At 39.2% G+C, this 15,421-nt stretch carries 12 protein-coding genes; 8 read left to right on the forward strand and 4 right to left on the reverse strand.

Annotated features, from left to right (window positions below):
- Positions 1-261 precede the first annotated feature (261 nt).
- Complete coding sequence (gene sfsA, locus H5089_RS07435) at positions 262-981, reverse strand: DNA/RNA nuclease SfsA (RefSeq protein ID WP_182696315.1); 720 nt, start codon at positions 979-981, stop codon at positions 262-264.
- A gap of 123 nt (positions 982-1,104) precedes the next feature.
- Between sfsA and pepB the strand changes: the two genes are divergently transcribed.
- Together pepB and H5089_RS07445 are read left to right on the forward strand one after the other, a co-directional pair.
- Entirely contained in the window at positions 1,105-2,400 is a 1,296-nt protein-coding gene (gene pepB / locus H5089_RS07440) for an aminopeptidase PepB (protein WP_182711876.1), read from the forward strand.
- Positions 2,401-2,583: 183 nt separating this feature from the next.
- Positions 2,584-3,150, forward strand: a complete 567-nt coding sequence (locus H5089_RS07445) for a phosphoribosyltransferase (RefSeq protein ID WP_002962666.1) — start codon at positions 2,584-2,586, stop codon at positions 3,148-3,150.
- A gap of 65 nt (positions 3,151-3,215) precedes the next feature.
- On the opposite strand, the gene H5089_RS07450 is transcribed toward H5089_RS07445, so the two are convergent.
- Positions 3,216-3,872 (reverse strand): Crp/Fnr family transcriptional regulator, encoded by a 657-nt coding sequence (locus H5089_RS07450; RefSeq protein ID WP_002962665.1) that lies wholly within the window; start codon positions 3,870-3,872, stop codon positions 3,216-3,218.
- 287 nt (positions 3,873-4,159) lie between these two features.
- Here H5089_RS07450 and H5089_RS07455 point away from each other — a divergent pair, with 287 nt between their 5' ends.
- Positions 4,160-4,396 carry a YgjV family protein gene (locus tag H5089_RS07455; protein WP_002962663.1) on the forward strand — a complete coding sequence of 79 codons (237 nt, stop codon included), beginning with the start codon at positions 4,160-4,162 and terminating at the stop codon, positions 4,394-4,396.
- Between the two features lie 356 nt (positions 4,397-4,752).
- On the opposite strand, the gene rdgC is transcribed toward H5089_RS07455, so the two are convergent.
- Together rdgC and H5089_RS07465 are read right to left on the reverse strand one after the other, a co-directional pair.
- The gene (gene rdgC / locus H5089_RS07460) at positions 4,753-5,670 is read right to left on the reverse strand and encodes a recombination-associated protein RdgC (RefSeq protein ID WP_002962662.1); all 918 of its coding nucleotides are present in this window, start codon (positions 5,668-5,670) and stop codon (positions 4,753-4,755) included.
- 461 nt (positions 5,671-6,131) lie between these two features.
- Positions 6,132-7,901 carry a sensor histidine kinase gene (locus tag H5089_RS07465; protein WP_182711877.1) on the reverse strand — a complete coding sequence of 590 codons (1,770 nt, stop codon included), beginning with the start codon at positions 7,899-7,901 and terminating at the stop codon, positions 6,132-6,134.
- A gap of 355 nt (positions 7,902-8,256) precedes the next feature.
- Here H5089_RS07465 and H5089_RS07470 point away from each other — a divergent pair, with 355 nt between their 5' ends.
- The 5 genes from H5089_RS07470 to glyA all read left to right on the forward strand — a co-directional run bounded on the left by H5089_RS07470 (position 8,257) and on the right by glyA (position 15,037).
- On the forward strand, positions 8,257-8,625 hold the full coding sequence (locus tag H5089_RS07470; protein ID WP_024596295.1) for a response regulator: 369 nt from the start codon (positions 8,257-8,259) through the stop codon (positions 8,623-8,625).
- 228 nt (positions 8,626-8,853) lie between these two features.
- Positions 8,854-11,271 (forward strand): bifunctional aspartate kinase/homoserine dehydrogenase I, encoded by a 2,418-nt coding sequence (gene thrA / locus H5089_RS07475; protein ID WP_182711878.1) that lies wholly within the window; start codon positions 8,854-8,856, stop codon positions 11,269-11,271.
- 9 nt (positions 11,272-11,280) lie between these two features.
- Positions 11,281-12,216 (forward strand): homoserine kinase, encoded by a 936-nt coding sequence (gene thrB, locus H5089_RS07480; protein WP_024596294.1) that lies wholly within the window; start codon positions 11,281-11,283, stop codon positions 12,214-12,216.
- Between the two features lie 11 nt (positions 12,217-12,227).
- On the forward strand, positions 12,228-13,511 hold the full coding sequence (gene thrC / locus H5089_RS07485) for a threonine synthase (RefSeq protein WP_039490421.1): 1,284 nt from the start codon (positions 12,228-12,230) through the stop codon (positions 13,509-13,511).
- 269 nt (positions 13,512-13,780) lie between these two features.
- Positions 13,781-15,037: a serine hydroxymethyltransferase gene (gene glyA / locus H5089_RS07490; RefSeq protein ID WP_002961763.1), complete on the forward strand. Its 1,257-nt coding sequence runs from the start codon at positions 13,781-13,783 to the stop codon at positions 15,035-15,037.
- The last annotated feature ends 384 nt before the right edge of the window (positions 15,038-15,421 follow it).

Consider the following 15,421-nt stretch of genomic DNA (forward strand, 5'->3'; position numbering starts at 1 on the left):
TATAAATAACAGAATCTTATACCCTAGGCAAATTTATTTTTAATTAATCGAATTAGCTTCAACCATGCTTACTGAGTAAAAAAGTGTATTAATAGTTTATTTACACTTTTAATTAATTCACATATTCGCTTTCTAAAACTTGCCTTGTTATATGGGCAAAAGCTTCAAAAGCAAGTTAATTTTTATAATTCACTTTTTACCACTTTTTATAATTAGAGTGCTTTGTAAATTACGCTTAGTTCAATCTCTTGGTTTATTACACTATTCTATAAATGCTATTCTTTTATGAAGTAAGACTCCATTAGCTGAAATTTTGGCTTTGTATGCTAATACTTCAACACCGGCTATTATTGCTTGGTTTAATAACGTGGCGTATTTTTTATCAATATGCGCAGCTGCACTTACGGTATTTATTCCCTCATGCAAAACAGCGAACAGTAATACTGCTCGGTGGCCTTGTTCGATCATTTCTATTAGTTCGCGAATATGCTTTTGTCCACGCACTGTTTGCGCATCAGGAAAGTAGCCTTGCCCGCTTTGTGGTGTATCTTCGCTTAATAATGTGACTGATTTAACTTCTACATAACAATTGGGCTTATTTTCGTCTGTGAGTAAAAAGTCGATACGACTGTTTTCGCTGCCGTACTTAACTTCGCTTTGCAATTGACTGTAGTCGAGTAGCTCGCTTATCACATTATTGTTTATTGCTTCTTCAACTACTTTATTAGCCACCGCTGTATTTACACAAATAAGCTGCGATAAGTTATTTTGCGTAAGCTCTAATGAATGCGGGTATTTTCGTTTTGCGTTATCGCTCGTTGAATAAAAAGCAGTAAAGCCTGGCTCAGCGCATCCCGTCATTTTACCTGTATTTGCACAGTGGGCGGTAAATTCGCTGCCATCACTTAATTGTAAATCAGCTAAAAAGCGTTTGTAGCGCTTTAATAATATGGCTGGTTGCAGCGCTGGCGTGTACTTCATAATAACTTCCAAAGCGTAAACACTGCTCAGCAGTGTGATTTATGTTATTTATCTCAAGCTGTTGGGAACTTAAGCGCTCTATAGTAAACTCGGTGGCACATTTAAGTGCAAGGGAATTCTAACATGAGTGAAAAATTTGTTGTTCAACTAAGCGAACAAGCAGCAGCGAGTCTTTGGGGCGATAATGCGTCATTGTCTTTTAACGAGCGCGGTGCAACTGTTCATTTATCTGAGCAAGACACATTAAAAAATGTTCAAAAAGCAGGCCGTACTATTGCAAGCCAAGGCGTTAAAAATGTTGAATTAGCAGGTGATACTTGGTGTACAGAAAGCCAGTGGGCTTTTTACCAAGGCTTTGTAACACCAAAATCATTAAACGGTGTTGAGTTTGTTGATAACGCACAATCAGATATTAAAGAACTTGCTCACTTAAAAACGTCAGCAATTTGGGCACGTGAAATGGTTAACGGTACTGCCGATGACATATACCCAGAAAGCCTAGCTGAAAAAGCAGCTGAGTTTATTCAATCATTAGCGCCTGAACATGTAAGTTACCAAATTATTAAAGGTGATGCGTTACTAGAACAACAGTGGATTGGTATTCATGCAGTTGGTCGCGGTAGTGTTCGCCCACCAGTATTGCTTGAGCTTGATTACAACCCAACAGGCGACGAAAATGCACCAGTAAGTGCTGCGCTTGTAGGTAAAGGTATTACGTTTGACTCAGGTGGTTACTCAATTAAATCAAGCGAAGGTATGCTTGGTATGAAGTGCGACATGGGCGGCGCTGCAACAGTAACAGCAGGTTTAGCATTGGCTATTAACCGTGGTATTGAAAAACGTATTAAGCTGTTTTTATGTTGTGCTGAGAACTTAATTTCGGGTCATGCATACAAATTAGGTGACATTCTTACTTACAAAAATGGCACAACAGTTGAAATTGTAAACACGGATGCTGAAGGTCGCTTAGTACTTGCTGATGGCTTAATGGCAGCAGGAGAGACTGGCGCTCCACTTATCATTGATGCAGCAACACTAACTGGAGCAGCGCTTGTTGCTGTTGGCCAAGAGTACAATGCATTATTTGCACTTGATAAAGAACTTGCACGTGAAGTTGAAAGTTTTGCATCTCAAGAAATGGAAGCTGCTTGGCCACTGCCTCTTGAAAAATGGCATCAACAAAACTGCCCATCTCCTTATGCTGATACGGCAAATAGCCGTGCACAAAAGGGTGGCGGTTACGGCGGTGCATCGAATGCTGCAGGCTTTTTATCACGCTTTGTGCCAAACGATGGCAAAGGCTGGGTGCACATAGATTTAGCTGCTGCTTTTAACATGGGCAGTACAAGCCAATGGGCAGCGGGCGCAACAACTCAAGGTATGCGTACGGTTGCTCGTACCCTACAAGAAAAAGCATAATATTTACTAAATTATGCTTTTTACACTGAAAATAGGCACCTTTGGGTGCCTATTTTTTAATTTACAGGCAAGCAATTTTATTTCATTTGCGGTAAAATCCGTCGCCAATACCTGTTTGAGTTTAATTTTTGCTTAACTCTAAGCTGCGCTCAAATCTTATATCCACCACTGGGGTTTCTAATTATGTCAGATAAGTGCTACATCACAGCTCAACAGCTGCTTGAAGATTCGTTCCGCGTAGCGGCACAAGTATACCAAGATGGCTTTCGTCCTGATTTTATTATTGGTATTTGGCGAGGTGGTGCACCGATCGGTATTGCTGTTCAAGAATATTACGATTATAAAGGCATTGAGACTGACCACATTGCAGTACGTACATCGTCTTATTACGGTATTGGTAAACAATCTAAAGAAATTAAAGTCCACGGTTTGCATTACATTGTTGAGAACGCAAATGCAGGCGACTCATTATTAATTGTTGATGATGTATTTGACTCTGGTCGTAGTATTGTTGCATTAAAAGAAAAGCTTTCAGAGCTTATGCGCTTAAACTTGCCACGTGATATTCGTATTGCATGTCCGTACTACAAGCCAAAAAACTCAAAAGTAGACACTGTTCCAGATTATTATATTCATGAGTCTGAAGAGTGGTTAGTGTTCCCGCATGAACTATCGGGTTTAACACCGGATGAAATTATTGCAGGTAAATCTGATCTTGTGAAAATTCATGACATTTTGCTAGAGAAGTAATCAGTAATTTGTATAAATAGAAAAAGGCCGTTAAGGCCTTTTTTTATGGGTAAATTTTAAATAACTTAAAGTTGAGCAAAGCTATCTACGTATTCACTTAGCTTTGGTATATCGACTGCTTGTAAGCCATCGTTACTTCTAAGTACCAAGCCTTTTTCGACAAGTTCTGTAACAACACGTCTGTAAGCTCGCTCAGTGGTAGCAAAGCGTTCGGCTTCAGCATTTACAGTTGGATAGGCTCTAAGTAGCGTAGGGTTGTTGTTCTCGGCTCTTAGTAAGCAATCTTTGGCTATGTTGTAGCTCAATGGTAGTAGTAGCTTATCTAAATTGATTTTTTGGTTTTCCTGAAATTTAGCCGCAATAGTTTGTGCGGTGTATAAACTCAGTTCTGGTTTTTCAAGCAGCAGAGCACGCCAATGTCTTAATTCAATAAGATTATAAGTTACATCGCTAAAGCACGTTACCGTATAAATACACGGATTATTATTTAGCGCTTCTATTTCACCAATAAGGGTGTTGTTACAATCCAATTGTCCTAACAGCAGGCGTCGTCCATTACCTACGTCGTAACTAAACGACACAGTGCCACTGCGTACAAGCACAAGCTTGCTTAAAGGCTGATCTTGATGGATCAGAACTTCTTTTTTTGATTGTTGATAGCTACTACCGGCAAAGGTTAAAAGCTGATCAACAAGGTAACTAGAAAAATGGTATTGAAACATCAATGTGCTCTTCGGACATTTGTCCTATTTATTACATCTTAATGACGTTAGCATTAAGACACTAAGAATTTACGCTAACTTGCTACTAATATTATTAGCTTTGCTAATAGTATTATTTTACCTTCATTTCCCGTGTAATGATTTAAGAATTTGCTGGTATTTTCCGGCAAACTTTTTCAGGTTTTTAAGCAAGTTAGCTTTTTTATTTTGTTGTAACTTTGCAATACTTATAAGTGCCATAAGTTAGCAGTACATGTAATGCTAACCTAAAGGCTAGGAGAGAACAATTGAGTTGGGAATATTTAGGCTATATTGCATCAGCTTTATTGGTTGCATCGTTAACAATGACAGATGTAGTAAAACTGCGTTGGTACAACATGTTTGGTTGTATTGTATTTACTGCATACGGTGTTGCCATTGGCGCAGTACCTGTTATTTTTACCAACGGCTTATTGTCGCTTGTAAATTTATACCACATTATAAAAATATATCGCCAACCTAAAGTTGAAGACGCTAAAAGCTAAAATAAGTTATCTGCACAAATAAGTTAATGATTTCAATTAAAATCAAAACTTCAGTTTTTTGTGCATTCCGGCTTGAAGTGAATACAGATAATCTCATATCACTCTACATAACTTTTCTTTGAACCTTGCTGTAAGCTCTTACTTAAAAGATGATTACCTTAGGTTTTAATACGCCGAACGTTAGCTAAATTCTGTTCGCGGATAACAAACATATAAATAAGTGCTTCTAAAAATTCCATTAAAAAATCCGATAGCAGTAAACTGCTATCGGATTTTTTATCTGTTATACCAACCTGCTTATATATGAATCTATTTAATGCTTCAAAGCGCTTAAATATTTATGTAGGTTGTGGTATTTACGCTTTTTCTAAATCTTCAACGTCACCTAAGCCAGCGGTTAGTTCTTCAAGTAATTGCTTTATTTCCTCAGAAGCTAAAATAAAGTCAGCATCAAGTTTTAAAGCCATATCTTCTTTAGGAATATCTGCGTTCTCTTCTTTTAGAGTTTCAGAGTAACTTAAACGCTTGATAGAGCCATCGTTTTGCAGCATAAACTTAAGGCGTTCTTGCCAATCAAGTGCCAGTTTAGTTACGCGTTTACCACTTTCTAAGTGCGATTTAACCTCATCACATGCCAGATCATGGCCTTTTAGTTTTACTTGTGCACCGCTGTCGTCAGCTTCTTCAAGCTCAGCGTCAGAGCCAATAGCAAAGCCTTCTGGTGTACTAAAGTTAGTTAACCAATCAGTTAAGAATACATCTAGGTCGTAGTTAGCAAACGCAGGTACAACTGGGAGCGTTCCTAACGATTTACGAAGTAGTGCCAGTAGCTCTTCAGCTTTATTAAAGCTGCCACTATTTACAACCACCCAGCCATTTTCTTGGTCAATAAAGGCGAATTGTAAGCTCGACTTTTTAAATGCCTGGGGTAGAAGAGTATGAAGAATGTTTTCTTTTAATTCGTCTTTTTCTTTCTTTTTAACAGGGCGGTTTTCTTCGGCTTCTATCTGATCAATTTTCTCAGCAACTAGTTCGTTGATAACAGAAGCAGGGAGTACTTTTTCTTCACGTTTTGCGCAAACTAAAATACTTTTTTGAGAAAAATGCGATAGTGTTTCGCCATGCTTTCCAAACGCTTTCGTCCAACCAAATGTTGCAAGCTCTTGACCAGTACATGGGCGAAATAAATCTTGCTCTAATGCTTTATCAAAATCTTCTTGGGTGTATGAAACGTCTTGCTTAAAGCGGTAACAAATAAGGTTACTAAACCACATAGGGGAATTGATCCATTTGAAAAATTTGTCCAATCATAGCAATAAAAACAGCATCTCGAAATGACTGATTTGTTACTAGGGCGTGTTGAACTTTATGGATTGAAATTTGTTCAATCCAAGGAAGGTTAAATCGCAGCGCGAGGTTTGTAACCTAGTGGGCTAAGTAACTGCTCCTGCGTTACCCTACTGGCTTACACCCATGTAAGAATAAGTAAAAACCGAGCAAAGCTTCCGCGTCCTGCTCACGCCACTTACCTACATCCATGTAGGCAACAAAGAGTTAATCGTCCCTAGATCGAGCTCAAAGGGCAGCGCATGTTTGGTATTTATGCTGCGTTATCGCCTATTTATGGGGAATAACCACACTACATAGGCTCTGCCTTGCCTAAAAACCAAACATATTGCTGCAAATTCAACCACCAAAGAACAATACGCCCTAATAATTTAATGCATATACTTTTTTATTCATATTTATCAAAAATAGGCATTGGCTTAGCCATGTTCTTTGGAAATTGAATATAGTAACGCAGACCTTTACCAGGTTCACTCGTTGCATCAATAGATCCACTAAGAGTTTGTTTAACTAAATTAAACATTATATGGGTACCTAATCCGCTTCCGCCCTCATCGCGTTTAGTCGTAAAGAATGGGTCAAACAATTTTTTCAATTGCTCACTGGTAACTCCGTTACCGTCATCTTTGTAATCAATCGTTAAGTTAGTGTCATCTGCGCTTATTTTGATATCCATCACACCGTTGTTTTTACCTTCAAAGCCATGAATGAGTGAATTCATAATTAAGTTAGTAAAAATTTGGCTGATGGCGCCTGCCGGTAAATTTAAAACTAAATCATCAGGGCATTCTAATTTTATTGTATGGGATGTCTTTTTTAGTTTTGGATGCAGTGAGCGTATTACTTCGTTAGTGTAATCTTTAAAGTTAATAGTTCTTACAGCTTCACTGGCCTGATCGACCGCTATTTGCTTAAAGCTAGCAATAAGCTCTGAGGCTCTATCTAAGTTAGTGGTTAACAAGCTTGTACTTTGTTTTGCTTCGTTAATAAATTCTTCTAGTGCTTTTGGTGAAAGTGTTTTTTCACTATAAGCACTTTCGAGTTTATTTAAGCGTTCTTGCAAAAACGATATTGCCGTTACACCTATCCCAATAGGGGTGTTAATATCATGCGTAATACCCGCCACAAGCCCGCCTAGTGCGGCCATCTTCTCTGTGCCCAATAAACGTTCCTGTGCAAGGCTTAATTCCTCTATATAACGCTGAGATTCAGTTTGTTTTGTAATTAGCTCTTGCTCTGTGCTGCGGCGTAAGTCTATTTCTTCAGTGAGCACAATTTTTTGCTTCTCAAGTTCGTATTTTTGCTGTTGTAATTCCATCATTGCTTGGCTTAAGTTTGATGTTTTACGGGCTACGTCTTGCTCAAGTTGTATGTTGTGATGATCGAGCTTTTCGTTACTAATAATAAGTTCTTTTTGGGTGTGCTCAAGCTCTTTTCTGTACTGAACCACTTTATCTATTAGTTTGTTAAACGACTGCTCCATTACTTTTAGTTCGTTATGCTCCTCTGTTTCTATTTCTATGTGTTGTCCTTCTAGCTCATCTAATTCTAGGTTTTCTAGTTGCTCAGTAAGCTCAGCTAAGGGATCTGTAAGAAGCTTTCTAAATGCCATTAAAAATAAAATGATTAAAAAGGTAGTTTTAATCATCGCATTACCAATCAAAAAGTAGATTGATACCATAATTCGGCTTAAAACAACTTCTCGGCTAGAGAACAAGGTAACGTCGCCCACTTGGGTAGCACGGCCAGAAAATTCAAAAATAAGTGGAAAGGTGTAACCAAACAGACCGGATTTCGCGTCTTCTAAAATAGCTTCTTCTTGTACTAACTGTTGGTTATATAGCTTATGTATGTCGAGCGAGCGCCCTAACTGTGAAATAATTTCGCCGCTGTCGTCTCGAACAATAATCCCTTCAATCATGGGAATGGCGAGTAAACCTTCTGCTGTTGTAATTGTTTGCTTGGTATTAAGCTCCCAAATTGCACGTGTTAAGCTACGACTAAAGGTTTTTTGTAATGTACTTAATTCATCACGTATATAGTCTTTAGTATTGAGATATTCAGCAAGCACCTGTCCGCAAGTCACTACGAAGGTAAGCAAAAAATAAACGGATAAAACGCTTGTTAGCAGCTTCTTAGAAAGGCTTTTTTGTAACATGAGTGACTTGTTCATCCTTTGTTATTTTTGTAACGTTACTATTGTAATTTAAAAGTTAGTCAATAAACCTCTAAAAATAAATAAAAAAGTTAAAATTTAATAAGATAAATCTAATTAAGTAGGTATGTAGTATTAATGTAATTAAACTCAGCTATGAATTAGTAAATTTGTTAGACGTTAAGTTTTGTAAGTTTGATTAGAATTTAGTTTCGTTAATCATATTTAAATGAGTTAATTCTATATTTATCATTGCATTGAATTATTAATGCGCTAAGTATTTAGATGCGTGTTAAAGTGTCCTGAGTGCAAAGAAAGATGGTCTTTTAATAACTTTGATGGTTGTGTAGTAGTAAACATGATGAAATTTTCGATATTAGTCTGTGATGATTCTGCTGTTGCTCGTAAACAAGTCGTGCGGTGTTTAAATGAGTGTATAGACGCAGATATACAACAAGCTATAAATGGAGCAAACGCCCTCGATCTTTTAAGAGCACAAAACTTTGATTTACTGTGCCTAGACCTCACCATGCCAGAGGTTGATGGTATACAAGTACTTGAAACTATAAAAACAGAAAAAATAGAGTGCTTTGTGTTGGTTATTTCTGCTGATATACAGGAAAAAATGAAGCAACGAGTCGCCCAACTTGGCGCAATTGATTTTATTGATAAACCTATTAATAAATCAAGCTTGAATGAAATATTGCATAAATTTGGCATTCATTAGGTTTTTTCATGTTAAAAAAGGCTGTTTTATCTTTTAATTTAGGGTTGACAGCATAGCCTTTGTTAAGGCAGTCTTAACATATGAAAACAATTAATCGCGTACTGACCATTATTATTACAACCATCATTCTTACTGGATAGTGGCATAGGTCGGTGCAACAAATTTAAAGGCCTGTGTTCACTTAGAACACAGGCCTTTTTTCGTTTTATGGGATGAGGAACATAAACAATGCGAGTTTTAAAATTTGGTGGGTCTTCACTTGCCGATTATGCATGCTTACAACAGGTAGCTCAGTTAGTTAAAGCACAATTAAAAGATGAAATGTTATTGGTGCTTTCTGCTCCAGGTGGAATGACCGATTCGCTAGTTGCACTTGCAAGTGCTGCAGAGCAAGGCTTAGATTTTTCGCAGCAATGGCAAGCATTAGCGAGTCGTTGTGAAGGCTTAAAAGCTGACGTTGAAAAAAGTGGCGTAGTCGTTACAAGCTGGCCAGACCTAGGCGAGCTTAAAAATAAATTAGATGGCGTGTCGCTTATACAGTGTTGCCCTGATCAAGTTCGCGCATTTGTAATTAGCTTTGGAGAGCGCGTTAGCGTTTCTTTAATGCAGGCTTTATTGAGCTCACAAGATGCAAGGTACTTAGAAGCAACAAGCTGTATTGCTTCAACTGGTGGCTACATTGATGCAGAAGCTGATTTAGTGGCAAGTAAAGCTCGCTTTCAAGCCGTGCTTAAAGAAAACCCTGCAACTATTTATATTATGCCTGGTTTTACGGCGAGTAATGATAAAGGTGAGCTTACGACGCTTGGCCGTAATGGTTCAGATTACTCAGCAGCTATTGCTGCGGCATGTTTAGAAGCTGAGATTTGCCAAATTTGGACTGACGTTGATGGCGTATATAGCGCTGATCCTCGCTATATTAAAAAAGCCACTAAAGTAGATTTTTTATCTTATAAAGAGGCGATGGAGCTTTCTTACTTTGGTGCAAAAGTACTTCACCCAAAAACAATTTTACCGTGTGCTAAAGCAGGCGTGCCATGTGAAATTAAAAATACGCATAACCCAGACGCACAAGGCTCATTAATTGGTAACGATTATTCATCTGATGAGCCCGTAAAAGCGCTTTCTAGCTTACAAGACCTTGCAATGTTAACTGTTTCAGGCCCAGGCATGAAAGGTAAAGTAGGCATGGCGTCTAAGGTATTTAACGCGCTTGCTCACGATAACGTATCAATTGTATTGATCACGCAATCATCATGTGAATTTAGTATTAGTTTTTGTGTGCACGAAACAGACCTAGCACTTGCACTCGATGCGCTACAAACTGCATTTGAGCTTGAATTACAAGCAGGGCTTATTGAGCCTGTACAAGTACAACGTAATTTAGCCATTGTTACTTTAGTGGGCGACAACATGCGCGCACACCGAGGCTTAGCGGCTAAGTTTTTTGCATCGCTTGCACAAGCGCAAGTAAATATTGTGGCAATTGCACAGGATTCTACAGAAAGTGCTATTTCTGCGGTAATTGATGGTGAGTTATGTAATGACGCTGTAAAAATATGCCATGAAAACTTTTTCACGCATGTGCCGTCAATTGATGTGTTTTTACTAGGTTGTGGCTTAGTAGGGCAAGAGCTTATTAATCAGCTTGAGCGCCAGCAAGCTTGGCTTGAAAAGCGTAATATTAAACTTAACTTGTATGGTGTTGCTAACTCTCGTCAATTACACCTTGATAACGAAGGCATCGCTTTTAGTGATTGGCAGCAAAAATTGGCCTCATCTGAGCAAGCATTTGATTTAAAATTAGTAGAGCAATTTGTTAAGCAAAACCACTTAGTGAATCCGGTATTAGTAGATTGTACATCTTCAGATGCACTTGCTGCGCAGTACGTAGACTTTTTAAATGCAGGTTTTCATGTGGTTGCAGCTAATAAAAAAGCGACAACAAGCTCATACACGTATTACCAAGATTTAATAGCTGCTACGCAAAAGAATAATCGTAAATTTTTATACGAAACTAACGTTGGTGCAGGTTTACCAGTAATCGATAACTTGCAGTCATTATTTGGTGCCGGTGATGAGTTACTAGAGTTTAGCGGTATTTTATCAGGCTCACTTTCGTATATGTTTGGCGCACTTCAAGATGGTTTATCACTTTCTGAGGCAACTATTAAAGCTAAAGAAAGCGGTTTTACTGAGCCAGATCCTCGTGATGATTTATCGGGTACTGATGTAGCACGTAAGTTACTGATCATTGCTCGCGAAGCCGGTATGAAGTTGGAGCTAAGAGATATTGAAGTTGAGTCAGTATTACCACAAGGTTTTGCACAAGGTGATAGCGTTGATGAGTTTATGGCAAAACTACCAAGCCTAGATGCTGATTTTAATGACCGCATTCAAAGTGCTGCGAGCGAAGGAAAGGTACTTCGTTATGTAGGTACAATTAAAGAAGGTCACTGTAAAGTAGGTATTGAGGCTGTTGATGAAAAACATGCGCTTAATGTAATTCGCGATGGCGAAAACGCGCTTGCTATTTTAAGCCAATACTACCAGCCACGTCCGTTTGTAATTCGTGGTTATGGTGCCGGCTCTGAAGTAACAGCAGCGGGTGTATTTGCTGATATTTTAAAAACACTATCGCGCTAGGAGCTCGTTATGATTGAAGTATATGCTCCGGCGTCTATTGGTAATTTTGCAGTGGGTTTTGATGCACTTGGCGCAGCGCTTGCGCCAATTGATGGTAGTTTATTAGGCGATGTAGCTGTTGTAAGTGCAGCACCAAGTGACGAATTTATTTGTACTGGCGACTACGCTCACAAGTTACCAAGTGATGCGAATGAAAACTTAGCGTACCAGTGTTTAGTACATTTTAGAGCGCATGTCGCGCCTGATATGCCAAGCGTAAAGCTCGAGCTTAAAAAGAATTTACCAATTGGATCTGGACTTGGTTCTAGTGCATGCTCGGTCGTGGCTACCTTTGCTGCCCTTGATAAGTTTGCACAAACTAACTTAAGTCAGGTTGAGCTTATTGAGCTTATGGCTGACTTTGAAGCTGTAGTGAGCGGTGGTCGTCATTACGACAACATCACGCCATGCTATTTAGGTGGTTTGCAATTAACAGGTGATTTAATCCCTGATAAATCGATTGCACTGCCTGTTGATGAAAATTGGTACTACGTTGCTGCGTTCCCTGGTTTTTCACTCAACACTGCAAAAGCGCGCTCGGTTTTACCAAAAGAGTTGAGCATGCATGCAAGTGTTGAGTTTGCACAGCGTTTATCGGCATTTAGTAGCTTACTGTTGACTAATCGTTTTGACGATGCACTGAGCATAATGAAAGATGAAATAGCAGAACCTTACCGCGCACCGCTTATTAAAGGTTTTAGTGAAGCCAAAGCAAGCTTACCAGCGTTGGGCGCTGAAATAGTGAGTATTTCGGGCGCAGGACCTACCTTGTTTAGTGTATGTAAAACACTTGAAGCTGCAAAGCAATGCGCGCAGTGGTTAGAGGCAAATTACATTAACGAGCAAGGCTTTTGCCACATTTGTAAATTAGATAACGACGGCACGCGTCAATTAACAGTTTTATAGGATAGGTAGTCATGCAATTACATAATTTAAAAGATAGCTCACAAAAAGTGTCGTTCGTTGAAGCCGTAAAAACAGGTTTGGGTCGTAATCAAGGTGTGTTTTTCCCTGAATCCCTTGCCCCACTGTCCGATGTTGATGCTTTGCTTGATATGGACTTTGTTACACGCAGTGGCAAAATATTATCTCACCTAATTGGTGATGAGCTGCCTAGCGACACTGTGGCACAAATGGTTAAAAATGCATTTAACTTTCCAGTTAAGCTGGTGGAAGTTGAAGAGAATACTTACTGCTTAGAGTTGTTTCATGGTCCTACGCTTGCGTTTAAAGACTTTGGTGGTCGCTTTATGGCTGAGTGCTTAGCGCAATTTAATAAAGATGAAAAAGTAACTATTTTAACCGCAACATCGGGCGATACTGGTGCAGCCGTTGCACATGCTTTTTATAACAAGCCGAATATCGATGTTGTCATCTTATATCCTAAAGGCAAAATTTCACTTGCTCAGCAAAAGCTATTTACTACGTTAGGTAACAATATTCATTGTTACGCAGTTGATGGCAGTTTTGATGATTGCCAAGAGTTGGTTAAAAATGCCTTTTTAGATGAAGAAGTTAAATCAACACTTGGGCTTAATTCTGCTAATTCAATTAATATTAGCCGTTTAGTTGCTCAGGTTTGTTATTACTTTGAGGCCATTGCACAACTACCAAAAGAAAAACGCGCAACAGCGCATATATCAGTGCCAAGTGGCAACTTTGGTAATGTATGTGCTGCAATGATTGGTGCGGTTATTGGCTTACCTGTAGGTAAATTAAGTGCAACCACCAACCAAAATGATACTGTGCCGCGCTTTATGCTTGATAAAACCTGGACGCCAAACGCAACACTTGAGTCGCTTTCAAATGCAATGGATGTAAGTAAGCCAAACAACTGGCCGCGTGTGCAAACAATGTTAGATAATAACTGGTTTAGCTACGATAATTTTTATTCAACTAGCGTAAACGAGGAAGACACGCAATCGGTGATGAAAAAAATTCAACAAACGGGTTATGTTGCAGAGCCTCACACTGCTATTGCGTACCAAGGTCTTGTTGAAAATCGAGCGCCTGGTGCAGCGGGCATCTTTTTAGCCACAGCTCACCCTGCTAAGTTTAAAGAAAGCGTAGAGGGTATTTTAAATATTGAATTAGGTATGCCAAAACCACTTAGCGACGCACTAGCAAAACCATGCCTAGCAAGCGATATAAAGGCCGATTACGACGCATTACGTACAGAAATACTTGCTAAACTTGGCTAAGTTAATTAATTCAAAAAGGCGGTTAAGCCGCCTTTTTTTATAACTTTAGGCTTTTAAATCTAGTGAGTTGCATTTACTAATTAAATGTAGGAAATAGCATTCATTTAAAATCGTTATGGTTTTATAAGAAAATATCATCTTAAAAAGTCTGTGAAATAGTTTCAATCCCTGTTTAAATATCCTCAACTTAAGAGCGTAGGCAAAGAGTCGTTTAAAGCGTACAATAAAGCCTCTAAAAAACACCATACACGTTGCCCTAGGAGACCCCAATGTTAGAACGTAGCATGAATATTTCGGATTTTGATCCAGAGTTATTTGACGCGATAAACAAAGAAACTGCTCGCCAAGAAGAGCACATTGAACTAATCGCTTCAGAAAACTACTGTAGCCCACGCGTACTAGAAGCGCAGGGTTCACAGCTTACAAATAAATACGCAGAAGGTTACCCTGGCAAACGTTATTATGGCGGTTGTGAGCACGTTGATGTTGTTGAGCAATTAGCAATTGACCGTGCTAACGAGTTATTTGGTTCTGACTACGCAAACGTACAACCACATGCTGGTTCGCAAGCTAATGCTGCTGTTTTTCTAGCGCTATTAGAAGCAGGCGACACTGTACTTGGTATGAGCTTAGCTCATGGTGGTCACTTAACTCACGGATCACACGTAAGCTTCTCTGGTAAGCTTTACAATGCAATTCAATACGGACTAGATGAAACAACGGGCGAAATTGATTACGCACAGGTTGAAGCACTAGCACTTGAGCATAAACCAAAAATGATTATTGGTGGTTTCTCAGCGTACTCAGGTATTGTTGATTGGGCTAAATTCCGTGAAATTGCTGACAAAGTAGGTGCTTACCTGTTTGTTGATATGGCTCACGTTGCAGGTTTAATTGCGGCAGGCGTTTACCCAAGCCCAGTTCCTCATGCACATGTTGTAACTACAACTACGCATAAAACACTTGCTGGTCCTCGTGGTGGTTTAATTATCTCTGCATGTGGCGATGAAGCAATCTATAAAAAGCTTAACAGCGCAGTTTTCCCTGGTGGCCAAGGCGGTCCTTTATGTCATGTTATTGCAGCAAAAGCAGTGGCATTTAAAGAAGCGCTTCAACCAGAATTTAAAGTATACCAAACACAAGTTGTTAAAAACGCAAAAGCAATGGTTGCTGTAATGCAAGAGCGCGGCTACAAAATCGTATCTGACAAAACTGAAAACCACTTATTCCTACTCGATTTAATCGATAAAGATATTACTGGTAAAGATGCAGACGCAGCCCTTGGTAACGCTAACATCACAGTTAATAAAAACTCAGTGCCAAACGATCCACGTTCTCCGTTTGTAACATCTGGTTTGCGTATTGGTTCTCCTGCAATCACTCGTCGTGGTTTTAAAGAAGAAGAATCAAAAGAGCTTGCTGGCTGGATTTGTGACGTACTAGATAACATCACTGATGAATCTGTACAGGCGCAAGTTAAAGAAAAAGTAAAAGCAATTTGTGCAAAATTACCTGTTTACGCTTAATTGCATAAGCAGCAGTAATTTAGATCACATAGGCTAGGGGCCTGTTTATCTTTCGAGGTTTAATTTGCAGTAGTATGTTTGGTTTTTAGGCAAGGCAGAGTCTATGTAGTGTGGTTACTCCACACAAATAGGCGATAACGCAGCATAAATGCCAAACATGCACTGCCCTCGGGTTCGTCCTAGGGGCGATTTACTCTTTGTTGCCTACATGGATGTAGGTAAGGGGCGTGAGCAGGACGCGGAAGCTTTGCTCGGTTTTTACTTAGCCCACTAGGTTACAAACCTCGCGCCGCGATTAAATCACCCATAGATAGAACAAATTTAATCCTGAAAGGTCAACAGGCCCTATTTTTTTGCTAAGATAAAAGACCGCTATTTAGCGGT

The organism is Pseudoalteromonas sp. SR45-1 (assembly GCF_014163655.1).
Taxonomy (GTDB): Bacteria; Pseudomonadota; Gammaproteobacteria; order Enterobacterales; family Alteromonadaceae; genus Pseudoalteromonas; species Pseudoalteromonas distincta.